Here is a 24,761-nt window from a genome sequence, read left to right on the forward strand (position 1 = left end):
ATGTATTTTGCTAAATCCGTGATCTATATTCGACTTTAATGAACTCACTGAGACTCCCTATAATTTCTACGGTTATTATCTAACGATCTTTTTTGTTCATCGTTCCCAACTAAGCCAAAATGCTGTCCTGTGGAGGGTCACCATCGAATGCTTCCCGTATTAAGCCGACTGAGCTTAAAACAGAAACTCTTTCTATCGGCATCATTACCTATGTTTATCTTGGTACTTTTGGCAGTGCTGAGTGCAACAACATTATTTAAGCAATACCAAGATGCCTCAAGCAATGTGCTCACCACCAATGTGACCCTAGGCATAGAGAATGTTATCTATGAGCTCCAGAAGGAGCGCGGACTCTCGGCGGGATATCTCAGTAGTGGTGGACGTGCGTTTAAACAGCGTTTAGAACAGCAGTGGCTCAATACCGATAGAAAATTTCAAGAGCTGCTTCAAAGCTCCGCATTAGAGAAAACTGTAGAAACCGCAAGCAATGACGCAGAGCTTTTTCATGCCCTACAAAATCAGCTCAGTAAAGCCAGCTTAGCACGACAACAGCTAGAGATTGCTCGGCAAAAAGTACTCGAATTAAACACACCAGAATACTTCAACTTCTACTCAGGACTCACCCAAAAACTCATTAACTTTGTCTCGCTGTTACGTTTTAAGAGCGATAACTCGTACCAAGTACTAGTGCAATCTGATCTGATCAATATGCTCAAGATCCAGGAATTGGCGGGGCAAGAGCGCGGGCTGGTCAATAGTTTGCTTGCGGCCCCAACATTAGAGCCTGACTCTTTTAAACAGATAGCCCAGGTTAGGGGGCTACTCGACAATGCGATTACCAATGCTTTTTCGGTCATGACTCCAGATAACCGCAATAGTTTTAGCGAATTGATGGACAGCCAAACAAAGCAACTTATCTCCAGCTACCGAACACAACTACAGCTACAGGTTAATCTGGTTAAGCAGGCAGAGCTCATTAGTGATCTGTTCGGTTATGGTGGGCTGAGCTATAACTTTAATGCCTACCTCACCACATTAAACCCAGCCTATCTCTCTAACTTTCGAGAAAATTACTCCACCTTAAGAGTTGCTCTCGAAAATTTAAATAACAATCATAACCTTACGCCAATACAACAAGCGTTAGTCAACAGCATTGAGCAAACCGCCACAAACTACCAAGAGTATGTCACTGAAGCAGAGTTAACGCAGTTACCCACTTCAGGTGCAACATTAGAGCTACAGGCTCAAAATACCACCCTGCATGACAGCCTAAATCAACTACAGCAACAAGCCCCAATCATAGATAGCGAAACATGGTGGAACACAGCAACGGCGGGGGTCGATGCGCTACATAAGATCAATACCCAACTGACTGAGAGAATGGCGTACCAGAATGAGGTCGAGAAACAACAGATCCGCTCCTATCTGTATATCAGCATTGTTGCGGGACTACTCTTCTTCGGCATCGTCTACTTAATCGGTAGATGTATTGGCAATAATCTGATCAATTCGGTAAGAAGCATCGTTGATGACGTCGAAAAACTGGCAAAAGATCCAAGTCTTGTATTAGATCTAGAGGTTAAGGGCAAAGATGAACTTGCACAGATAGCAGTCGCGGTAAACCAGATGGTATCAGAGCGTATGAAATCAAAACGCGCCCTACATCAAGCCTCTGCGGTGTTCCGCCACTCGGCCGAAGGAATTTTAGTTACCGATGCCAACAACCGCATCGAACTCGTCAATCCCGCCTTTACCAAGATTACCGGCTATAGCTTAGAGGATGTCAAAGGCAAGACACCAAACATCTTAAACTCGGCCCATCACCCGCAGAGTTTTTACCAAAAGCTATGGCAAACACTAATCACTAAGGGGAGCTGGGAGGGTGAGATCTGGAATAAGCGTAAAGATGGTCAAATCTATCCTGAATACCTTAAAATCTCCGCCGTAAAGAATAGCCAGAATGAAACAATTCAACACATTGGTCTATTTTTAGATATCAGTAACAACAAGCAGTATGAGCAAGACCTTTGGTACAAAACCAACTATGACTCATTGACTAAACTCCCTAATCGGCACCTGTTCTCCTCAAGGCTGCAGCAAGCTCTCGATACTGCGCAGAATACCGATAGCCAAGTTGCCATCCTCTTTATCGATCTCGACCACTTTAAGTTTATTAATGAACTTCACGGTAACGCCGCGGGTAACAAGGTGTTAAAACAGTCGGCAGCAAGACTCGAAGCCGTGTTAGGGCCCGATGATTCTATCGCCCGTATTGGCGGAGATGAGTTTGTGATTATCGCGCCACAAACAGGCAGCGTTGGCACCGAGCTATTAGCCAAAAAACTGAGTGATGCCCTATCTAAGCCTTTCATGATCGGTAATCATGAAACCAATATCTCCTCCAGCTTCGGTATCGCCTTCTATCCAGAAGATGGTCAAGACATTGAGACGCTACTACACAACTCTGAAACCGCCATGTACCAAGCTAAACGTGACGGTCGAGCCCATTACCAATATTTCTCTCCCGAGATGAACGTTGAGATGCTAGAGCGGATGCACCTAGAGCAGAGGTTACGTAGAGCGGTCAAGCAATCGGAGTTTTACCTTGAGTATCAACCGGTCATAGATATGCGTAACGGCGCGATAATCAGTGTCGAAGCCCTTATCCGTTGGAATGATCCAGAGTTCGGCGTTATCTCACCACAAGCTTTTATTCCAATAGCCGAAGAGGCGGGGTTGATCGAGCCCTTGGGAGAGTGGATCCTGCACCAAGCCCTGTCCGATCTTGCCGAATTACACTCTCAAGGGTTGATGCTCAAGATGGCTATTAACGTGTCAGGACGCCAATGCATTAACTCCAAGGACGTCAGCTTTTACGACATACTCAAAGACGCCTTATCTAAACATGCCATCTGCGCTAAAGATCTGCATATCGAAATCACCGAGAGCATGCTGATAGAAGACAAGCCTCGCTGCCTGCAGACCCTAGAGTCTATCAAACAGCTCGGTGTCGATATCTATCTCGATGACTTTGGTACCGGCTACTCGGCACTCAGCTACCTCACCCAATGCCCTATTTCGGTCATTAAGATCGATAAGAGCTTTATCGATAATGTACTCAACAATCCGTCTGATGCAAAGTTGATCAAAGCAATTGTGATGATGGCGCAAAGCTTAGAGATGCCACTGGTGGCAGAAGGGATTGAAACCGTTGAGCAGTGGCAATTCTTACACAGCCTCGGCTGTGACTATGCCCAGGGCTACTTAATGTCTAGGCCGCTCACCAAGCCGCAGCTGGTTGAGTTTTTACAACAAGCGAAGCCATTTCAATATCTCAAGTTAGCTCCAGAACTCAGCGCAGTGTAGCCACACTTAAACTAGAGATCATAAAAGAGCAGCTAGGCTGCTCTTTTTTATGATTTATTTTTTAAACAAGCGACTTATACCGCAGCACTAGTCATTACACTCGCCGACTCTTCAATCGCCATCTGCGCCAAATCTTTATCTACGAAGAATAGCGCCTTACCATCTTCACCCACTAGGCGAATTTTATCGACGATAGATTTGAATAGTTTCTCTTCTTCGTGCTGCTCTGACACATACCACTGTAAGAAGTTAAAAGTAGAATAATCTTGGTTCGTAAAAGCCGCATGAGCCAGTTCGTTGATCTTCTTAGTGATCAATTGCTCGTGCTCATAGGTGTACTCAAACAAAGCAAGCAGTGATGAGAACTCAGCTTGTGGTGCTTCGATAGTCCCAAGTAAAGGCATACCGCCAGTTTCACTCACATAAGTAAACAAACGATGCATATGCCCCATTTCCTCTTCGGCATGAGCACGCATAAACTTAGCTGCGCCTTCAAAGCCTTTATCTTCGCACCATGCGCTCATCTGTAGATACAGATTAGAGGAGAAGAACTCCATATTGATCTGGTCATTTAACTGGTCAATCATCTTCTGGGCTAACATATCAATTCCTTAGGGCTTTCGGTTTGTGGCGGTTATTGTTATCAAGCTAGCTAGTAATTGCAATAAAATTTACTTAAGTGATTGTTAAATAAATAATAATGGTTTTCATTTACAGAGTTTTAAGTTACCGTGGATACGATTATTTTTAACAAAATAAACCAGTTAGATCAGCCTTAAAGGATAGAGCCCGCCTATTAGTAGTCGTTAGATGCTTATTACTAATTGCGACCCTATTTTAACTGTGTTTAAAAACTGCCGCGCAGATCATAGCCATCTACGTTCACCATGGCATAATGCGCTATATTCGTTTTTACTTAACGTTCCGATTCACGTCTCAAGGATAGATAGATGCAGACTCATGCAGATCCATGTTCGCAACCTAGCCTAATGCATCCCGATCAGGCTATCGTTAAATTACTAGAACAAGTACAACCCATCACAGACTCAGAAGTCGTGACACTGCCACAGGCGCTAGGTCGAGTACTTGCTGAAGATCTTGCCTCGCATATCGATCTTCCTCCTTTCGATAACTCGGCAATGGATGGTTATGCCTTTAATCTTGCCGATCTCAGTGTTGGCACACCGCTCAAGCTAATAGGCCAATCTTTTGCGGGTCATCCGTTCACGGGTAAATGCATCAAAGGTGGCTGCATCCGCATCATGACTGGTGCACCTGTACCCAGTGGCTATGATACGGTGCAGATGCAAGAAAAAGTCAGCGCTGAAGGTGAGCAGATCACCATTGAAGCGCCAAAAATGAAAGGCGCAAACGTACGCTACCGCGGTGAAGAACTTAAAAGCGGCACTAAAGTACTGACAGCAGGCACTTTAATTGGTGCAGCCCAGATGGGCGTGTTAGCTACGATTGGCGCAAGCCAGCTACGCGTTAAGCGCATTGTTAAAGTCGCATTTTTCTCAACCGGTGATGAACTTCGCCCAGTAGGTAGCGAATTAGGACCGGGTCAGATATACGACTCTAACCGTTATAGCATTCAAGGCCTGCTTAGCCGCGGTAATATCGAGTGGATCGATCTTGGTGTTATCGAAGATGACAAAGAAGCCATTCGCCAAGCCTTTAAAACGGCTTCAGAATGCGCCGATATGGTGCTGACCTCAGGTGGAGTATCAGTTGGTGATGCCGACTACACCAAACAAATTTTAGATGAAGAAGGTCAAATCACCTTCTGGAAACTAGCCATCAAGCCGGGTAAACCGTTTGCCTTCGGCCATTTAGGTGATGCTGTTTTCTGTGGACTACCAGGCAACCCTGTTTCATCGATGGTGACTTTCTACAAACTTGTTTGGCCACTACTCAATAAGATGCAAGGCTTACCTCAGGTTAAGCCCGTGACACTGAAAGCCACACTCAAAGGTGAAATTCATAAGTTCCCGGGTCGAGTCGAGTATCAGCGTGCCATCTTAAGTTATAACGCTCAGGGTGAAGCCGAAGTCGCGCTAACTGGCGGCCAAGGTTCTGGCATGCTGACATCGATGACCCTAGCAAACTGCTTTATTATTTTGGAGCAAGATTGCGACGGCTTAAGCGATGGCAGCCAAGTGACTGTGGAACCTTTTAATAGCGTGCTTTGCTAAACTCTGCACAGCCTAAATATGAGATCAATTTGATGTCGACCGAACAAGCAGCAACAGATGAAATTTTGTCTGATGCAGAAATATTGCGTTATAGCCGCCAAATATCGATCAAGTCGATGGACTTTGAAGGCCAGGAAAAACTCAAGCAAGCTAAGGTGCTCATTATCGGTGCTGGCGGTTTAGGCTGCGCCGCTAGCCAATACCTTGCAGTAGCGGGAGCAGGTTCAATGACCTTAGTCGATTTTGATACCGTTGAGATATCTAATCTTCAAAGGCAGGTTTTGCACCAAGATGCCAATGTCGGACAGGCTAAAGTAGACTCTGCCAAGCAAAGTTTAATGGCGCTCAATCCACACATTCAGATAGAGACTATCAATGCGGTACTCGATGATCATGAGATCGATGCATTAGTTGAGCAGCATTCGATAGTGATGGACTGTACCGATAATGTAGCCGTGCGTGAGCAGCTTAATCAAAGCTGCTTTAAGCATAAAAAACCACTAATTTCGGCTGCGGCAATTCGCATGGAAGGCATGGTTACTGTATTTGACTATCAGGATAAAACCCCATGCTACCACTGCTTTAGTAAGCTTTTTGGCGAGCAACAGCTTAGCTGTGTCGAGTCTGGGATCTTAGCACCAGTGGTTGGTATGATCGGTTGTTTGCAAGCGGTTGAAGCCATCAAGATGATTGCTAATATGGGCCAGAGTTTAGCCGGTCGTATTTTAATGATCGATGCGATGACCATGGAGTTTCGTGAGATGAAACTGCCGAAGCTACCGAGTTGTTCTGTCTGTAGCTAGTCAATTCCTCTTATCGTACTCTTGTCGCAATCATATTTGTTTGCAGATAAATTAATAAACGCAACCCTATGGTTGCGTTTATTGTTTAAGAGTAAATATTGAGCAATAACCAGTATAACCGCTATTACTTTGCCGCTAAGCTCGCTTCCCTTAACTTACTACTTTGCCCCCAGTATTGAGCAAATTCCTGCAAGGTCATCCCCGATTTATTAGTCAACTCTGCATCACACTCCTGACTGTATAGCTGTTTTACAATCTCGAACTCAGCCTTAATTACCGCGCCCATCATTGCGGTATTACCACGCTTATCTTGAAGGCAGGCATTCGCCCCATGTTCAAGTAAAGCTGAGGTTGCCTCGGCTTGGCCATTGTACGCTGCAACCATAAGTGCGCTATAACTTTGATAATTACGCTGATCGACGGGGAACCCCGCTTCGATAAAGTGATTTAGCACCTCAATATCCCCCGCTCTTGCTGCAGCGAAAAAATAATCGATTAACAGCCGAGTCTGATCAGTTTGACTCTCAACTTGTGACTCAAGATGTTTATCTGACTTTTCAGTTTCCAGCGCGATAGCCTGAGCCTTACTGGCACTTAATGTAGCAGTTAAAATACTTACTACTAAAGACATCAACAACAGGGAAAAAGTTTGTTTCAATGAAAATGAACGGCGCATGAACTCGACCTCGATAACAAATTAACGTTTTCTTTTTAAGACTTTCGATTGAAGTTAAGACTGCCCGTAAGGCGCACTCTAAACTGGGCAGAAAAGAGCAAAACACGCCTTACAGGACTTACTCGGAAACCGTTAACGCTAGCCCATTAAGCGTTAACCTATAGAGTTCGTTACTAGTTAAATATTGGCGCGTTTTTTCACTTCATTTAAATCCCCCGCTACAGCTTGAGTTAAGCGCTTACCAAATTCCTTATCAGCCTGATAGAAATAACTCAACATTTGGTGTTTAACATGACTGTCTTGCACCTTGCCTAAATCAGCTGACAGGTTTGTAATAAGGTCTCGCTTATCTTGTTTGCTCAAGCTACGGTAAAGCACACCCGCCTGAGTGAAATTATCTTGCTTAGTAATAACAGCTTGTTGCACAGTGCCCGACAGTGGCGTCTTTACAGCACGGTAGCGACTATCTTCTGCTAGTGTAAGTTTAGTGCTGGGCTGATAGTTAATATCAGAGCTTGTATGGCCATAATTAGCTATCCCTTCTTGATTGTGATTCATCACAGCCACTTTAGGTTGGTTAATTGGCAGTTGAGATAAGTTGGCACCTAAGCGATATAACTGAGTATCGGCATAGGAAAAAATACGCCCCTGAAGCAACTTATCTTCCGAAGGTTCAATACCGGGAATCAAATTAGAAGGTGCAAATGCTGCCTGCTCAGTTTCCTGAAAGAAGTTTGCCGGTACACGATTAAGCGTCATGGTTCCCACTTTAGTCTCTGGCACATCAAGCCACATTTTTGTAGCATCGAGTGGGTTGTAGTTGAACTTGTTCAAATCCTCTGGGCGCAATACCTTGACCATAAGATCCCATTTTGGGAAATTACCTTTATTGATCTCACTATAGAGATCTTCTGTTAGATGATTAAAACTTTGACCTTGAATATTAACCACTTCATCAGGTCTTAACCCTTCAACGCCTTGCTGGCTTTTCCAGTGAAACTTTACGTATTTAACCTGATGCTCATCATTAATAAATTTATATGCATGTACTCCCCAACCGTCCATTTTACGGTAGCTAGCAGGGGTGCCTAAGTTGGTATAAACCCAAGTCAGCATATTTGTCGCCGTGGCTTCATGGCTAAAGAAATCAAAAAAGCGGTTTGGATCTTGTAGATTAGTAATAGGTGATGGCTTAAGTGAATGCACCATATCTGGGAATTTGATCGCATCACGGATAAAGAAAACTGGCAAGTTGTTCCCTACGAGATCCCAATTACCTTGATCTGAGTAAAAACGAGTCGCAAAACCTCTAGGATCGCGCAAGGTTTCAGGCGAACCTTTTGAGTGAATAACCGTAGAGAATCGTACAAAAACGGGAGTAACTTTACCTTTTTCAGCAAACGGCGCTGCCAGTGTTAATTCACTCAAGTCGCTACTGGCAATAAACTCGCCGTGTACACCAGTGCCTCTGGCGTGAACGACTCGCTCAGGGATCCGCTCACGCGCAAATCTTTGTAGTTTTTGGATCAACTGGACATCTTGTAGAAGTACGCTGCCATTACTACCAGCCGTGATTGAATTTTGGTTATCTCCTACCGGAGCACCATTGTCACGAGTTAACGTGTCAGCCTGTGCATTAACAACGACTAAGCTCAACGATAGGGCTAAACCTGCCTTTTTTACTATTTCCATGAGTATTCTCTTAATTAACAACGCACGCTCTTTCTGCCCAAAAACAGTGTGAGCGATAATCACGATTAAAAGAAACGGTCTTTATCGATTGAATGCATCGTAAAAATCTATTGCACAAGTGTTAAATATTACCAATTAGCTCTAAAGTAGATGAATTATCCAGTAAAATGTTTCTTTACGCTTAGCCAATGAAGAGTATAGTTACTGATAGTTACAATATGTATCAACTCGCTAACGCTATACCTGAGATGCTAAAGAAGTATTTTTACTGCTAACTTCTGTGCTACATGAGTTAATAAGGGATCGGTATGCCTTTACTCATTCGCCTTGAATTAAGCATCAAAGAATAGCTCTGAGTTAACCATCTTCCTATATCGATTAGTATCAACCTCAAGCTAAATCAACTCTGTGGAGAATGATTAGATATGAAAAAGCCTCTAATAATGAGTTTAGTGATCACAGCAGCCTTGCTATTAAGCGCTTGTAATCCAAAAGAACCTGAGCCACAACTCAGCCAAAAAGATGCAGCTACACTCGCTAACCCAGCATCGATGTTTTGTATTTCACTCGGTGGCGATATCGTCGTAGAGAATGGTGAGAGCGGACAAGTCGGCTACTGTAACCTCCCTAACGGTAAACGCGTTGAAGAGTGGACCCTTTATCGCAATTCAACTAAGCAAAGCTTAGCCAAAGCTAAACACCAGTTAGCCAACCCTGCTAGTGAAAACTGTACAGCACAAGGTGGTAAAGTGGATTTAGCTACCAGTATCTGTACTTTAGCTAACGGTGAAAAAGTAGAGCAATGGACCTTATTTCGTCATGACAACAAAATAGCGGCAGACTCATTTGGTGCTCCCAACCCGGCATCTGAGTTTTGCATATCACAACAAGGCCAGCTCAATGTCGCTACTGGCATGTGTACTTTACCCAGCGGTATGCAAATCGATCAGTGGAAACTGTATCGTCAAAATCATGAGCAAGCCGTTGAAACCACTTATATCCCTAACCCTGCGACAGAATACTGTTTATCACTAGATGGGAAGGTAGATCCAATGTCAGGGATCTGTACTCTACCTAGCGGTAAGAAGATTGAACAATGGTCATTGTTCAGCCAGCATCAGAAAAACTCTAAAGATGAAGCTGGGATTTTAGATGCCCCTAATCCTGCGGCAGAATACTGTTTATCACTCGAGGGGAAAGTGGATTTAGCGACTGGGATCTGTACTTTGCCTAGTGGTGAAAAAGTCGAACAATGGGCGCTTTATCATCGAGATCATAAAGCCATCGACTAAAGCAGCGTTTAACACAAGTATTCAGGGCTCACTTTATTCGTCATATCTATATGGCAGATTTAGTGAGCCGCACGAGCACTTGCCATCAATAGTCCTTTTTCAACCCAAATAGCGACAGCAACTCCTCTCACAACGAGCTCTATCGGTGGCTCGCCAGACTCAATTGTTGGGATCTCTCCATATAATCTCTTATCATATTGCACTTGGTATAGGGTCACGGACTGCTGCCGATCAACAAACCTTATCTGCGCAGCCGTCAGACCTTGAATTGAGCAGTAACGGCCACCAACCATCTCGTTCGCATCATCGATGCGACTAGAACTCACTAGTGTAAAATCAAGCTCTGTGAAATATGCCCTTAACTGTGACAGCTGTGCGGTTTGCACTTCTAATGGCTTCATCTTGATGTGGTTTTTAGCCACCTCATCGGCAATTCTTACTCCTATATCACTCACAGCTAGCTCTCGACTGTCCCTTGCCTCTCCTTGCCTGTTTACTTCTGGATACCACTGCACGCTAAGCACCAAGAGCAGTACACTCGCCGCAAGCGCGATCAGACTTTTAAGTCGTAACGAATACCAATTGCGACTCTTCTCCCTTACAGTAGGCTCATTATCTACTGCTTCAGGCTCTTCCTTTTGCGCCATAGAAGCTGCATCTGTATCTATTAACGATGACTCAGACTCATCTATCAAATGACGTTGAATGGTTTCTACGCCTGCTAATAGGCTTTCCATCCTAGCCAGCCCCTGCCCACTCAAGGATTGAGTTTCAATATGCTGTTTAACGAGGGCTTTAAAGTTGATATCGGTGGCGTCAGTCTTTTTGGTCATCTCTATTGCCCGCCGATGTTTTGCGCCGAACTATTCAAAACGAGAGCGGCTGCTTTTAATTTAATACGGTGTAAACGTGACAAGATAGTGCCTCGAGGTTGCTGTAGCTCTTGAGCTATCTCTGCTGCGCTATACCCTTCTATAGCCCACAGGTAGAGCACCTCTCTCTCGGCAGAATTGAGAAGCTCAAATAGGTGCTCAATGAGGTTGTGCTGAATTTCAATCTCTTCCAAACAGGCTTCATCGAGTAGTGCGGGGGCATTGTCGTCTAGGGGCTCAAAATCCACCAGCTTGAGCCTGCGGCAGTCATCGATAAACTGATTGCGGATCACCTTTCTTAGATAGGCTCTTAACTGAACGGGCCGACTACTCGCCTTTAGCCAGCTCTCTATGGCCGTTTGTAATAGGTCCTCAGCTTGGGCGTTGCTTGCAGTGAGGCAAAGGCAATAACGATACAAACTCTGTAGCAGCTCTCTATCCATCCCGATTCAGTCCGCTTCTACAGCCAATCGAAAGCCACAGATCCACTGACGCTCAATCAGTTCACCTAAGAGGTTAAGATCTTGCTCCGAGTCAGCAATTTGCATAAGAGTTTGCCCTGCAGATAACCCGTTTAGCAATTGCATACGAGTCGCATCAATGACGCTAAACTGCGCCTTAAAGCGCTCTCGATGGATCAACAGGTAACTGGTGCCGGAACCCATTTGCTCAGTGAGCTCCTGTTGAGCATTATGCCTATTCCACACCTCCTGTACCGGATAATGGCAGCTAAGTAACGCTAAATCTGGACGTAACAATAAAACCGCTTGCAGCTGCGCCTGCTCACTGAGTTTAGCTAGTTGCTCTAGCGTGCAATTCGGTGGCTGCATAAACCTATCTAGATCCATTGCGTAATAGCTTTGATTCAACAGCCACTCCAACTGGGCGAGCTCAGGCAAATACAGCAGTTCTTTAAAGGCTGCATGCTGACTGACCTCTTGTGCTAGCCATTGGGGAAAGTGCTGTCCATAGCTATTCAAGTGACTGTCAATTAACGGGTGCTTCTGGCCATAACCTCTCACCAATTGCGTAAAACAGATTTCTCCCACTACCGCTTGGCAGACGGGAAAGACCAACTGCAGTGCACTCAATAACGCTTGAAAAGCATTATTGCGGTAGATCTCGACTCTATCCTGTTCTCGCTCATTGACTAACTGAGCAAGACTGTCTCCACTACCATGAGGCTCAAGAGCATGGATAAATGCAGACTGCCACTGGGCTAAGCGCATTGCTCATCACCAATACTTGTATCACTAACAGCCTTGTCACCCACACTTCCAGTGCTAGCGGCTTGTAATATACCCGCTGCTATATCTCGCTCTTGCAGTAATCGCTCTAGGCTCGGCAAGTCGCTATCCCACTCAATCATGCTAGGGATTGCACCATGCTGCTGGATATAGGCCTTAAATCCCGCCCATACACTTGGGTCAACAGGATGATTATGGGCATCAAGCAGATAGTCTCCCTTATCGTGAAACCCCGCTAGGTGGATCTGCTTCACTCGTTCAACAGGGATCGCCTCCATAAAGGATTGCAACGACTGATCGAGATTAATGCTAGTGACGAACGCATTATTGATATCGAGCAGCAGGTAACAATCGGCTTCTTCGGCTATAGCAGCGATAAACTCCCCCTCGTTCAACTCGTTGTGTCGACAGCTCATATAGGTAGACACGTTTTCTAGCAGAATCCTTTCACCCATAAAGTCCTGAGTCTGCTTAATGCGTTGGCTGATATGCATCACCGCCTCTTGGGTGTAAGGCAATGGCAACAGGTCGGCAACTTTAAAGTCATCATTGCCAGAAAAGCTGGCATGCTCAGAATACCAATGGGCGCCACATTGCTCTTTCAAGGCTTTTATCTGTCGAAGGTAGTCAAAGTTAAGGGGACTAGGGCCACCAAGAGATAGGCCGACACTATGGAAAACTAACTCAAAACGCTCACTTACGGCGTTGAGTAGGTACTGATTTAAGCCACCATCCACCAGCCAGTTATCAACCAATACCTCAAGCCAAGGTATTTTAATGGCCTCATCGGCCAATAACTGCTGAACATGGGGAATACGCAAACCTATGCCCGCGCCCGCAATACTTGATGAAAGCACTAACTTTTGGCCGGTTTAACAGCTTTAACTTCACCACCTGTTATCTTGTCGCAAGTTCCTGCTGGCACATAGATCCACTCGGTAGGCATATTGTCTTCTTTAGCCTGGCCTGCGCAGCCATGGCTACCATCTAAAGCTCCACAATCGTTAGCACCGGCTTTGGCTACACCAGCACATTTTTCCCATTCTTTGGGCTGTTCAGGTACAGCTTGTGCTCCCAGAGAAAGGCTGGCGGCAAGAATACCTGCGACGGTTACACCTACAGCTGTTTTAGTCGATTTCATATCAGAATGTCCTTTTGATTAATAAGATGTTCAATATCTATAACGAATCAAAATCGTTATTGATTGCACCATGATCAAAATTAATTCTAGTCCAATAAAAAGGCACGCTTATGCGTGCCTGATTTAAAGTGAAACTAAATTACTACAAAATGAACTTGATATAGCCTTGCAGTACTACCAAGTTAACGATATCGATAAAGAAGGCACCGACAATCGGCACCACCATGAAGGCTTGTGGTGAAGGGCCATTTCGGGAAACCAGTGCGCCCATATTCATAACCGCTGTTGGCGTAGCCCCCATACCAAAACCACAATGCCCTCCAGCCATCACGGCAGCATCATAATTTGAGCCCATCACTCTAAACGTAACAAAATAAGCAAAACAGGCCAAAACGACCGTCTGTACCATTAAGATGATCAATAGCGGAATCGCGAGGTCAAAAATTTCCCATAGCTTTAAGCTCATTAACGCCATAGCAAGGAACAGAGATAAGGCGACTGTGCCTAAGATATCGACACATTCATTATTCATCTTGTAACCGCGCGTCATCTCGGTGAAGTTAGTGATCATCACCCCGATAAATAGCGCATACACGAAGTCAGGCATCTTCAGCCAACTAATATCGAAACTAGCGACTAAGTGCCCTACCCACTTAGCCCCAGCGACACAAAGCATGATGATAAACAGCGTTTCTAACACACTCTTAGCGGTGACATTATCGATCTCTAACTGATCATAGGTTACTAGATCGGGGTGGTCTTTATGATGGTTACCACCGATACCATAAGAAGATTCCAGCTTATTCTTATCAATAAGCCTCTGTGCCACTGGGCCGCCGATGATACCGCCCATCACCAACCCAAATGTTGCGGCAGCCATGGCGAACTCTAGCGTATTCATGTTGTATTGCTCGGCAAACGTCTGCGACCAAGCAGCTCCAGTACCATGGCCACCAGATAGCGTGATAGAACCAGCAACTAATCCCATCAAGGGTTCTAAGCCTAATGCAGCCGCCAAACTCACACCCACCGCATTTTGCAAGATGATGTAAATCGAGGCAATGCCAAGAAAAATAAAGACTTTTTTACCACCACGGGCAAGCAACCTGTAACTGGCGGCAAGGCCCACAGTGCTGAAGAACATCAGCATCAGCGTGTTTTGCATTGGCAAGGAAAACGCTAGTGTAATATTCTGAAAATGAAGAACAGTAATCACTGCTGCGACAACCAGGCCGCCGATAATGGGCTCTGGGATGTTATATTTTTTGAAAAAAGGAACGTGACGATTAACTGAGTGGCCGATAAACAATACCAAGATGGCGACCAAAAACGATTCTAGTTCTCCGATTGAATATACAGTATTCATGAAACTCCTATCCGTTAGGTTTTGTAGTAAACAACCTACAAAACCAAAATTAGCCGGCTATTCTGGCATATTCATTAGGGTAAATAATATTAGCCGTGTCGGAATTATGGCATCTGGATCATGAAAAGTGACTTTTTGCGCAACAAACAACCTATTCGCTGCCTATTTGCTCAGAGTTTTCTGCTTCTAAAGCCTCCAACCGCGCTCTTTCTGCCTTAGAAATGTACTTAGGCTTGTTACTATTTTGCAGTTTAGCATTGGCTTTTTTAAGCTTGCTCATATGTTTTAAGGTGATCTTCTTAGTACGATTCATGGGTTGATATCACAAGTGGTAAAAGCTAATTATAACGGACACGACGCATAACGTCAGATAGATAGATATTAATTTATGGGGCTATTTAAATTGAATTCGACGACTAAGCATACGGTCCACTTCACGCTTAACTTTTAGCCCTAAACTCAACTTTTTCTTAGCTGGCAGTATTCGTTCATCATTCAAACTACTATGGAGTAAGCTGTTTTTTCTGTTGATGATGTCATCTTGCGCACAAATTGCTGGCTGGAGCTGGTATGCGACCACTTTTTTTGAAGTAATCATCTCTTCAAACATAATCTTATCTATCGCCTCTATTGGCTGATATTGACGGATTTCAGACAATAATAGCCCAGCCATACGGCAACTAATGATATAGCCAGCGGTACCTAGATGCTTGCCTCGTAACTTAAAGAGTTCAGCACCTAGGGCCAACTTATGATTACCTAAAAATGTTCCTTTAGCGATATGATTAAACATCTCAACTTTAATCAACTCCGCTGTTTTAGGGATCCAGCTTTCTGAACATAAATAACGGCCTGCATCCTTACCTAGATGAATGTCATCTTCGAAGATCGCGGTGTAGGGGATCGATTCATCAACTATTTGCTGTAGTAAGGCAACATGACTTAACAGGCAAGATAGCTCCCCTTTACTTAGGGTTGTATCTTGAGTCGCTATCTGCAGGCGAGTTGTTTCTGCTTCATTTAGATCCGGGGTTGTTGCATCAAAAAACTCAAACGGGATAGCTTGTGAAGAAAACTCTTGATTGATATGAGCTCGCCTTTTCTTTTCTGTTAGCAAGCTAATAACGAAACACTTCATAATCTAGCAACCATAATTCAATAGAATAATCTGCAAATGATTATAATCGAATGACAGCGTATTAAAAATCATAAAATACCGTCGAGACGGGTTAAGATAAGTCATAATAAACTTCGTTAATGCAAAGCTCACTAGCTTCAAGACACTATCTTTGCTTGTGCTTACGAGTCGCACATCTGATATTATCCACAACCTTAATAAAATGTCAGAGACAAATGCAGAATGAAAAAGATTGCTATTTTTTGCCACAACTTTTATGCAAACGGAACAGTCAAAGTTGCGTTAACTCAAGCCGAGATTTTGCAAGAAGCAGGACAAGATGTGCATCTTTTCGTTTTCGAGAATCAAGGCGACTTCCCCCCTCCCAAAAACATAACTATTCACTATGTTTTTGACTCACAGAAATCTCTGTCACTGGCGGCTCAAAAAAGAAGACTGCAACAGTGCATTCATAGTATCGAACAGAAAAATGGTAAGTTCTCGCTCTTCCTGAGCAATTCAACAGATTGTGATGTGGTCGTGGATGGATGCGACTTCGAGCCTTGTTACTATTTCTGCCATTGTGCACTTCAGCAAGAATTGATTATGGAGCTAAAACGCGGTCCGATTCACTTCTTACGCCGCTGGAAGAAAGCGAAAGCCTTAATAGGAAAGCGCATTATCACGGTATCAGAAGGCATCGCAACAGAGCTCAGAAGCACCCGTTGGTTGAAGCCTCAAAGTGTACAGGCCATATACAATCCATTTCGAATCGACGATATTAAAGCTAAAGCTATGGAAGAGGTTGACGGTCTGCCAAATGAGCCGTTTATGATCCATATTGGTCGTGTCACAAGGCAGAAGCGCCTAGATATCCTCTTTCAAACTTTGCATGCTATGCCGACAGCTCCTAGGTTAGTTTTGTTAACTAATCGACCAGAAAAGGCCCGTAAACTCGCAAGAAAATATGGCGTTGAAGACCGCATCATTACGCCCGGCTTTCAATCTAACCCTTATGCATGGATTGCACGTGCAAAGCTCATGCTACTCAGCTCTGATTTTGAAGGTTTTGGGCTCGTTATCGCTGAGGCACTAATTTGTGGTACTCCAGTGGTCAGTACAGATTGCCCTCACGGACCGAGCGAAATTTTAACAGGGGACCTAGCACAATACTTAGTTCCAAGGCGTCAGCCAGCTAAGCTAGCAGCAAAGGCCTTAGAATGTTTGGCTCATCCACCAGTACTTAACAATCCAGAGATATTTAAAGTGATTGATAGTCAATATGTTGCGGAGCAATATATAAACTTGGCTAACAATAAATAATTGTAACGCCATTATCCCAGCTTTAAATCTTTCTGAATAAATAATATGACTTACTATAAAAGAGCAAATTAATAGCCTATATTTGCACCATGACTGTAAATTAAATAACGAAAAAATGTTATGCGCAAGTAACTTTAATCGGGAGGGTATCAAAAACCACTGTTGAGCATAATTTACACTATATTTTATCTGGTATTTAATTATAATATCGCCCCTTAAATATTCTTTCGTATTCGCACTCTTTAAAACATAAAAGAGCACTTATCATCTACCCCATTGTTAAACTTTATATACCTCTATGAAAAAACACCGGTTATCCGTTATTTTAATTACTAAAAACGAAGCAGATCGTGTTGAGGCTTGCTTAAAATCTATCGTAGATTTAGCAGATCAAATTATCGTACTCGACAGTGGCTCAACCGATGAGACGGTCAGTATCTGTAAGCAGTACACCAACGACATCAGCATCACCGATTGGCCAGGATTTGGTAAGCAGAAGCAGCGCGCACTAGATAAAGCAACTTGTGACTGGGTACTATCTATTGATGCCGATGAAGCATTAGATGATGAGATGAAGCAGGCTATAACTAATTTGTTGTCACAAGACTGCATCGAAGAAACCTCGTACCGCCTGCCTTGGGGGGTCACACTATATGGCACTACCCTAAAATATGGCCGAAGTGCACGCGCCGTATTGCGCCTTTTCCAAAGAGAAGGCTCTCGTTATACCCTCGATGAGGTGCACGAAACTGTGGTACCAGCTCCAGGAAAAACGGGTAAGCTTGGCGGACTATTGCTGCATTATACCCATAGAGATTACGGTCACGGATTAAACAAAGCCGCTCAATATGCATGGCTCGGGTCACAAAAATATGCTCGTAAAGGAAAAAAATCTAAAGGGTTGTGGTTAGCTTTACTGCGCGGGATTTGGACCTTCTTCCATATCTACTTCATTCGTAGAGGCTTCTTAGATGGTAGCGTTGGCTTCATCGTTGCGATGACGTATGCACAAGTGAACTTTAATAAATATGTTGGATTATGGTTGATTGAACAAAAGCGAAGCTAATTAGCGTTCAGTAGAAAGTCAGACATAACATCATGAATAAATTAAGGTAGTTAAATATGATTGATTCAAATACACAATCATGGAAACAAAATTTAGATCAACTAAAACAACAGCATTCAGAAATCGCTAAATTAGTAGTAGGCAAGAAAGTCGCTTATATCGATATTCCCCTACATTATAATGTTGGTGATACATTAATCTATTTAGGAACTGAACAGTTTATTGATGATCACGAAGTTAACGTCATACACAGAGCATTTCAAAAAAATATAAATCACAACAAGCTAAAACAGGCCGATGTTATCATGCTGCACGGTGGCGGCAACTTTGGTGACTTGTATCTAAAACACCAAAAGCTCAGAGAGTCTATTGTAAAGCAATATCCAGACAAACAGATAGTGCTGCTACCACAAACTATTTTCTTCAAGTCTAAAGCCGCTCAAGAGAAATCTGCGAACATTTTTAGCTCTCATCCTGATGTCACCATGTTAGTGAGAGATAAAAGATCCTACGAGATTGCCAAACATTTTAGCGATAAAGTGATGCTTATGCCCGATATGGCACACAGCCTTCACCCTCTCGTTGATGCAAGAGAAGTGATCAATAAAGATACTCAAGTTAAAAGAGTATTAAATTTAAAACGCAAAGATATTGAGAGTAGTGGCACTAGCAATGAGTTCATCAAAAAAGAATTCGACTGGGTAAACATGCTAACGCTATCGGATCATATGCTACTTAAGTATTTCAAAAAGATGCAAAAACTGCCTATATTGAAATATAAATTAGCAAAAGATTGGAAGATTCAATCAGATGCATTGCTATTTACATCTTCGAACTATTTTCTACAACATGAACTCGTACACACCGATAGACTCCATGGCCTCATTTTATCGGTATTGCTAGGAAGGCAAGTCGTGATGGCAGATAACTCATACGGAAAAAATGGTGCGTATTATAACCAATGGTTATCTAGCAACCCGCTTATCAGCATGAGTAATGAACAGCGAAAGCCAACAAAATAATCTAACTGCCTATTTTTAACACTGGGAATTTATAAAGTTATTTATGATAGAAAATGATGATACGTTTAATAATTGGCCATCGCATAGGAAATCGTCGGTGACACTGCATAAAGTAAATAGCTACCAGAGATTGATCAATCGATTGATTGATGTAATCTGCCAACAAGCTCTAGAGTTTCCTCAGGGTAAAGTTGACAATGCGATATGCCTTTCTTTGGTGGTGTCGATGACACATTTTGGTCTAGATACATACGTAAAAGAAGTACAGTTACAATTCTAAAACTATCAACTTATGATCATTAGCTTATAGCTTTATATTCCTATTGAAATATATGTAACGCTTTATAGAATGCATAAAATGCAAATGAATTTAAATTTTTATATGAGATTTGGATATGTCAGTATCAATAATAACCCCAATGTACAATGAAGAGATAAATATAAAAAAGTGCTATAACTCTTTAATTAAACAAACGTATAAAAACTTTGAATGGATTATTATTGATGATGGTTCATCAGACAAAAGCATTGATATTGTAAATGATATCATTAGAGATCATTCTGACGAATTTACTATTAAGCTGACTTCTCAAGATAATAGCGGAATTTATTTATCTAGAAAAAACGCCTTAAAACTAGCTAGTTATGATTATGTGATAAGATTGGATGCAGATGATAGTTTATCTAGTAATGCTTTAGCTGAGGCGTTAGGCAAAGTTAATAATGACTTTGACTTTATATCGTTTAGAAGTTCTTTAGTTTACAATGATAAAAAAGGTAATAGACAACTTAAAAAAGTAGACAGAGCCTCAAACTATATATTGAGTAGTACTGGTCTCGACGCTTTCTCACATTGCATATATGGCTGGGGTTGGTCTGCCAATGGATTAGTCAAAAAAAATACCTATCTATCAGCTTATAATGAAGTTGATAAATACTTGAAAGGTGAAAGAGTTAACTATGCAGATGAGTTGGTGTCAAGATTTATATATCTAAAATCTAAAAATGTTTGCATGTGTGATGGAATTTATTATTATCATGACAACCCAAACTCATTAACAAGAAGTTTTGATGTAAAACTATGTGACAAACTTCGCGTGGCATTATATCTAAATAACTACATATCACATAACTTCAATTGTAAAAAGCTGAACTACCAGTCTACTAAAAATTTATTAAGAACATTTAGAACTGTTTATAAAAAATATAGTAGTTGGAAAAGCCTTTTATCTCCAAATGATAAAAAGAGATGGAACCAAACACTCAACGAGGCAACAGAACAAATAAACCTCAATCTCAGTGATTTATTTAAAGACAAATGGCAAGAGATTAGACGTATGTTGGTTTGCTATTTAATTTTATTGAAGTACAAGCGTTTCTGATATTTTACCTCGCCCTCAAGTGTGTTAAAAACTGCCATTCACAACTTAATCAAGGTATTCTCAAGCTGATAGCGACTGCACAAAGATGTAAAAGTCGCTCTCAATGACAGGATTGTGCACAACAAAGCTATTTATGATTTTTGTTATATCTTGACTGTTTGAACTGTTTCAACAGTCGATAAAACTCTACCGTTAGCTTATTAAATATGCCTAACTTGGTTTTATTTTTTCGCAGGCCAATAATTGACGCCGCGGCGCTTCTAGAGACTAGCTTAGGGTGGTAGCTATATAGCGTCTGGTTTGTTCGCCACTCATTATCCATAAAGTCATCTACTGGCTCAAAAAAACCATCGACTTGGTTAAGGTAGTTTTGCGCAGCCTGCGGAGTAATAGCATAAGCAGAGGTGCCACAAGCGCCTTTCAAGTTTGAAATCAATTTGTACTGCTCATCGATAGGCTCGATATCAACAAATTTCCTCTCAAAAACATTACCCAGTTTCACTACACCATATTTATGCGTTAATGACTCAATATTGTCTAACTGACTCTCTAGATCACCAAATAACGCTAAATTATCTTCCAGAATTAAAAACACTTCGTTATCGGCAAGGCACTGCTTCCATAAAGAGATATGACTAGCAAAACATCCCAATTCAGGGATAGTTAACTCATAACCCTTATACCTCTTGGTCTTGCGACTATCATAGAGTGAAAAAATACTATGTTGCGGATTATCCTTGATATTTTCAGCATCAAAAAAGGAAAAGGGAACCTCTTTTAAGGCTTCAGCCACCTTTTTATGTCGCTCTATAGAGCTTTTTAAACTAATAACAAAAACTTTCACTTACTAACTCTCCAGCCCTCGATTGATGCAACTGATTACAAAGCACCAATCTAAGAACTTCAAACCGTTTGATACTAATTAAATTTCCAATAACCCAGCTTTTTACGCATCTTAAGATGACGCAATAAATTCATCGGCTTAGGTTTTAGATCGTCAATACCATTTTCAATCAGCTTGTCAGTCGCGGCGAGAACACGCTCACTCGACTGACCATCTCGAAATGGGTGGATATCATCACAATAATGCTCAATTTCGGCCATCAGCTCTGGTGGATGACTCAACACTTTCTCTAATGCAGGCTCAATATCTTCAAGCGCTTCAACATTAACTAGGTGCGAGCGATTGGTCTGGTTGTTAAAAGTCACTACCGGTTTACCCTGCAGCAAGAACATAATCAAAATCGATGAGGTGTCGCATAGCATTACATCTGCAGCTTTTAGTAGCGGTAAGACATTATCCGTTTCAATAAACGTCAGGTTCTCGCTTTCAAGCGCCTTATATTTATCCACTATATCTTGGCTCATCTTAGGATGGAACTGTACCAACCAACGCCAGTTTCCTTGCTCGGATAGCGCCTTAATTTTTTCATAAACTACCGGAGCACAAGATAAACTACGAGAAAATGTTGAACAGAACAGGACTACAGGCCTATCGTCCCCCTCAATATCGTAAGGTCGCTCTAAGCCTTGTTGAAACATAGGATCCAGTGTCGGCCAGCCTGTTTCAGCAACTTTAAAAGTACCAAACTTTTCAGCAAGCCGCTCAAAAGGCAGTGTTGTTGCAGGGCCCTGAGTACAGTACAGATCAAAACAATCACGGATTTCAAAGTGATCTTCACGACCTCTATGGTTCATCTTGCCTGCGTTAAAGCCATGAAATACACCGACCTTAATTCCGGGAATAAAGCGCGGCACCACATTACCAGGAACGAATACCGCATCAGGCTGCCAAGATTTAACCTCTTCAATGGTTAACAATCGCTTCTCTGCTGCATTCAAGAAGGCTGGATCGACCTCGTTCCCCTCTAGAAACCATCGAGCCTCATCGCCTCTAGCCCAAATTGCAGCTTGCAACGGCCGTAACATTGCATATGAATAATTCTGCGCTATATACAGTAAATAACGTTTGTTGTTTGCACTCACAACAATTTCCCTCACAAACTCTTCAATGTTTATTTAACCAATGCCAAATACTCTTGAGCAATCCGTGCTGCTTGTACTTTTGCTAAAATATCGACTTCTGCCAAAGATGGTGGTGATAGCAAAACTTCATCTAACTTACTTGCTAACGCCTTAGGATCACGACGAGGTACTAAAAATCTTGCTAGCTCTCCGGTCATTATTTCCTTCGGTCCATGAGGGCAATCAGTACTCACCACAGGCGTACCACAGGCTAGGGACTCAATCAAAACGGTCGGTAAGCCCTCGAAGTCTGAGCTCAACACCAAGGCTTTGGCGTTTTTAATCCATGGAAATGGATTCGACTGGAAACCAGGAATAATCACCCTATGTCCCACCCCAAACTTCTTAGCCGCCTTTAGCGCCTTTTTAGGATTATGACATAAGAGTACCACTGGGATTTGACTCTCCATCTGCGAAATTGACTGGAACAGCACGTCATGACGCTTCTGCTTTACGTATCGGCCAATATGGATCAAATAATCGCTATCAGGGATCCCTTGCGATTCTTGCTGCGATAACGCGTTAATATCTTCAAATTCAAATGGGTTATAGATGCAGCGGATAGAGGTTGGCTCTATACGCTTTGTCTGCAAAATCTCATTGGCAATGCCTTCAGACACTGTCACTAAATGCTGCCCATTTAATGCTTTTTTTGCCCATAGCTTCTTTAAATACGCAAAAGGTCCCAACTTAGCGTGCCGTGTAAGCTCCTCCTCTACTGAGGCGTGAACCACCACAAACAACGGTGAAACCTTAGTTTTCACCATCAAGCGGTTAGTTTTATCTAAGTTAGATAAAACGAGATCAAATTTACCCACCTCTTGCTCGATACTGCGAATTTTATTGGTTAGCTTCTTGACCGCTGGAGCTAAATGCCATGAACGTTTAAGGTCTCTATCCTTACTGGCAAAACAAACATGCACAGGTAATCCATTAGGAATGTCAAACGCGACGCTATCAGTCATAACTAAGAAGTGAGGTTCGTGCCCCATCTCCGTAAACTCTTTTGCCAGCGTTAGCATCACTTTCTCTGCACCACCACCAGCTAAACTATCAATCGCGATTGCAATTCTCATTGCGAAACTCCAAATTTTTTGCGGTACAAATCAGTAATGATATTCATACCTATATCTAAGCCATTGATGCATTCACACTGAGCTAAGGCCGCCTCTAATCTACCTAGATTTTCAGCCTTGATTAATTCAATCAGTCCACCCGACATCTGCCTAGCATCGTTGTCACTTCCCACAGTTAGCCCGTTCTCTTTACAGACCTTGAGGCGATAATTTTGATCTTTCGCTACCGCTACAGCTAAGGTCGGTATCTTTAGTGCAATAGCCTGCAATAATGTATCGCCACCACTTAATATCGCGACTTTTGCGGCATCGAGTAGATCGATGAGCTCACAGTGATTCAACTCTTTTATCGCTGTCACCCCTTCGACTACTGGCATAGCATTCGGGTAATTGGGTCCATATACGACAACGCAAGGGAGCTGAGTCGCCCGATAGATGTTGGCAGCGGCACGAGCAAACTCTTCCACAATATAGCCGTGACTATTGGTATGCCCCCCAGACCCAGCATTAAACAGAATGAATCCACCAGCAGTTAAATCATACTGCTTTAAAAGTGCTGCTTGGCTATCTCGATTTGGATTAACAAAGATAGGACCTGTGACAGTCGGTTCAGGCTTATCAATTAACTTAAGTTTTAGCCTATCTAACCAGTTAATTGGGCCGATAACAAACTCAGGTTGCACAACCCAATGGCTATCTGTCACTCGCGCTCGCAATACTTTCATTCCTCTGCTGCGCTTGCGCTTATGCTGACTCAGGAAAATAACTTTTGCGCCTAATTTATTTGCATGCACCAATTGCGAGCGCCGGCCCGATGCATCAAAGATGACAAAGTCGGGTAGGAAGAAAGACATAAAGTCATTCACGGCCTTAATATTCTTGGTTGGAGTATCATCCAAAAGTGCGGCGGGATAGGGACACGTTAAGGCATAAGGTGCCTGGCGACTTAAAATAAATTGAATCGTCGCATTAGGCCAGCGCCGCTTAACCTCATCGGCAATGATCAGTGAGCGCATGTACTCACCGACCCCCTCGGCAGAAGATACAGGAACAAACAGAAATTTAGGAGCGGCTAGGGTCATTGACTCAACTTATCAAAC

General features: G+C 42.8%; 23 protein-coding genes. 8 read left to right on the plus strand and 15 right to left on the minus strand.

Translation table 11 applies throughout. The features are described 5' to 3' along the window. Positions 1-147 precede the first annotated feature (147 nt). Complete coding sequence (locus SHAL_RS21690) at positions 148-3,366, plus strand: EAL domain-containing protein (protein WP_012279232.1); 3,219 nt, start codon at positions 148-150, stop codon at positions 3,364-3,366. 74 nt (positions 3,367-3,440) lie between these two features. Here the strand turns inward: SHAL_RS21690 and ftnA are convergent, their stop codons facing one another. Then, complete coding sequence (gene ftnA, locus SHAL_RS21695) at positions 3,441-3,968, minus strand: non-heme ferritin (protein WP_012279233.1); 528 nt, start codon at positions 3,966-3,968, stop codon at positions 3,441-3,443. Between the two features lie 348 nt (positions 3,969-4,316). On the opposite strand from ftnA, the gene moeA reads away from it, so the two are divergent. Both moeA and moeB read left to right on the plus strand, forming a co-directional pair. Next, positions 4,317-5,561 carry a molybdopterin molybdotransferase MoeA gene (gene moeA / locus SHAL_RS21700; RefSeq protein ID WP_012279234.1) on the plus strand — a complete coding sequence of 415 codons (1,245 nt, stop codon included), beginning with the start codon at positions 4,317-4,319 and terminating at the stop codon, positions 5,559-5,561. A gap of 32 nt (positions 5,562-5,593) precedes the next feature. Then, on the plus strand, positions 5,594-6,364 hold the full coding sequence (gene moeB, locus SHAL_RS21705; protein WP_012279235.1) for a molybdopterin-synthase adenylyltransferase MoeB: 771 nt from the start codon (positions 5,594-5,596) through the stop codon (positions 6,362-6,364). Between the two features lie 124 nt (positions 6,365-6,488). On the opposite strand, the gene SHAL_RS21710 is transcribed toward moeB, so the two are convergent. Both SHAL_RS21710 and katE1 read right to left on the minus strand, forming a co-directional pair. Next, complete coding sequence (locus SHAL_RS21710) at positions 6,489-7,040, minus strand: ankyrin repeat domain-containing protein (RefSeq protein WP_012279236.1); 552 nt, start codon at positions 7,038-7,040, stop codon at positions 6,489-6,491. 177 nt (positions 7,041-7,217) lie between these two features. Continuing rightward, positions 7,218-8,732: a catalase KatE1 gene (gene katE1, locus SHAL_RS21715; protein ID WP_012279237.1), complete on the minus strand. Its 1,515-nt coding sequence runs from the start codon at positions 8,730-8,732 to the stop codon at positions 7,218-7,220. A 425-nt stretch (positions 8,733-9,157) separates the two neighbouring features. Here katE1 and SHAL_RS21720 point away from each other — a divergent pair, with 425 nt between their 5' ends. Continuing rightward, positions 9,158-10,024, plus strand: a complete 867-nt coding sequence (locus tag SHAL_RS21720; RefSeq protein ID WP_012279238.1) for a DUF333 domain-containing protein — start codon at positions 9,158-9,160, stop codon at positions 10,022-10,024. 59 nt (positions 10,025-10,083) lie between these two features. Here SHAL_RS21720 and SHAL_RS21725 read toward each other — a convergent pair whose 3' ends face one another. From SHAL_RS21725 to SHAL_RS21755, 8 genes are all read right to left on the minus strand, one after another. Next, a complete protein-coding gene (locus SHAL_RS21725) occupies positions 10,084-10,857 on the minus strand; it encodes a hypothetical protein (protein ID WP_012279239.1) in 774 nt (257 codons plus the stop codon). A gap of 2 nt (positions 10,858-10,859) precedes the next feature. Beyond that, complete coding sequence (locus tag SHAL_RS21730) at positions 10,860-11,339, minus strand: RNA polymerase sigma factor (protein WP_012279240.1); 480 nt, start codon at positions 11,337-11,339, stop codon at positions 10,860-10,862. A gap of 6 nt (positions 11,340-11,345) precedes the next feature. Further along, positions 11,346-12,125, minus strand: coding sequence for an HvfC/BufC N-terminal domain-containing protein (locus tag SHAL_RS21735; RefSeq protein ID WP_012279241.1), 780 nt, complete (start codon positions 12,123-12,125; stop codon positions 11,346-11,348). Beyond that, complete coding sequence (locus SHAL_RS21740) at positions 12,116-13,000, minus strand: MbnB/TglH/ChrH family RiPP precursor modification enzyme (protein WP_012279242.1); 885 nt, start codon at positions 12,998-13,000, stop codon at positions 12,116-12,118. The genes SHAL_RS21735 and SHAL_RS21740 overlap by 10 nt, the downstream gene beginning before the upstream one ends. Further along, positions 13,000-13,284, minus strand: coding sequence for a BufA1 family periplasmic bufferin-type metallophore (locus SHAL_RS21745; RefSeq protein ID WP_012279243.1), 285 nt, complete (start codon positions 13,282-13,284; stop codon positions 13,000-13,002). Before SHAL_RS21745 ends, SHAL_RS21740 begins: the two co-directional genes overlap by 1 nt. A 142-nt stretch (positions 13,285-13,426) precedes the next feature. Beyond that, positions 13,427-14,650 (minus strand): sodium/glutamate symporter, encoded by a 1,224-nt coding sequence (gene gltS, locus SHAL_RS21750; RefSeq protein ID WP_012279244.1) that lies wholly within the window; start codon positions 14,648-14,650, stop codon positions 13,427-13,429. 151 nt (positions 14,651-14,801) lie between these two features. After that, a complete protein-coding gene (locus SHAL_RS22875) occupies positions 14,802-14,963 on the minus strand; it encodes a DUF2986 domain-containing protein (RefSeq protein ID WP_012279245.1) in 162 nt (53 codons plus the stop codon). A gap of 81 nt (positions 14,964-15,044) precedes the next feature. Next, a complete protein-coding gene (locus SHAL_RS21755) occupies positions 15,045-15,788 on the minus strand; it encodes a glycosyltransferase family 25 protein (RefSeq protein WP_012279246.1) in 744 nt (247 codons plus the stop codon). Positions 15,789-16,010: 222 nt separating this feature from the next. Here SHAL_RS21755 and SHAL_RS21760 point away from each other — a divergent pair, with 222 nt between their 5' ends. The 4 genes from SHAL_RS21760 to SHAL_RS21775 all read left to right on the plus strand — a co-directional run bounded on the left by SHAL_RS21760 (position 16,011) and on the right by SHAL_RS21775 (position 20,560). Next, positions 16,011-17,090 (plus strand): glycosyltransferase, encoded by a 1,080-nt coding sequence (locus SHAL_RS21760; RefSeq protein ID WP_012279247.1) that lies wholly within the window; start codon positions 16,011-16,013, stop codon positions 17,088-17,090. 298 nt (positions 17,091-17,388) lie between these two features. Further along, the gene (locus SHAL_RS21765; protein ID WP_012279248.1) at positions 17,389-18,156 is read left to right on the plus strand and encodes a glycosyltransferase family 2 protein; all 768 of its coding nucleotides are present in this window, start codon (positions 17,389-17,391) and stop codon (positions 18,154-18,156) included. 56 nt (positions 18,157-18,212) lie between these two features. Further along, the gene (locus SHAL_RS21770) at positions 18,213-19,178 is read left to right on the plus strand and encodes a polysaccharide pyruvyl transferase family protein (protein WP_012279249.1); all 966 of its coding nucleotides are present in this window, start codon (positions 18,213-18,215) and stop codon (positions 19,176-19,178) included. Between the two features lie 395 nt (positions 19,179-19,573). Beyond that, the gene (locus tag SHAL_RS21775) at positions 19,574-20,560 is read left to right on the plus strand and encodes a glycosyltransferase family 2 protein (protein ID WP_012279250.1); all 987 of its coding nucleotides are present in this window, start codon (positions 19,574-19,576) and stop codon (positions 20,558-20,560) included. Between the two features lie 127 nt (positions 20,561-20,687). On the opposite strand, the gene SHAL_RS21780 is transcribed toward SHAL_RS21775, so the two are convergent. The 4 genes from SHAL_RS21780 to SHAL_RS21795 form a co-directional block, all read right to left on the minus strand. Next, positions 20,688-21,404, minus strand: a complete 717-nt coding sequence (locus SHAL_RS21780) for a glycosyltransferase family 25 protein (RefSeq protein WP_012279251.1) — start codon at positions 21,402-21,404, stop codon at positions 20,688-20,690. Between the two features lie 74 nt (positions 21,405-21,478). Continuing rightward, positions 21,479-22,489, minus strand: coding sequence for a CDP-glycerol glycerophosphotransferase family protein (locus tag SHAL_RS21785; RefSeq protein WP_083758332.1), 1,011 nt, complete (start codon positions 22,487-22,489; stop codon positions 21,479-21,481). Positions 22,490-22,575: 86 nt separating this feature from the next. Next, on the minus strand, positions 22,576-23,661 hold the full coding sequence (locus SHAL_RS21790; RefSeq protein ID WP_012279253.1) for a glycosyltransferase: 1,086 nt from the start codon (positions 23,659-23,661) through the stop codon (positions 22,576-22,578). Next, complete coding sequence (locus SHAL_RS21795) at positions 23,658-24,743, minus strand: hypothetical protein (protein ID WP_012279254.1); 1,086 nt, start codon at positions 24,741-24,743, stop codon at positions 23,658-23,660. Before SHAL_RS21795 ends, SHAL_RS21790 begins: the two co-directional genes overlap by 4 nt. Positions 24,744-24,761: the final 18 nt, after the last annotated feature.

Origin of the sequence: Shewanella halifaxensis HAW-EB4 (assembly GCF_000019185.1) — a bacterium.
GTDB lineage: Bacteria > Pseudomonadota > Gammaproteobacteria > Enterobacterales > Shewanellaceae > Shewanella > Shewanella halifaxensis.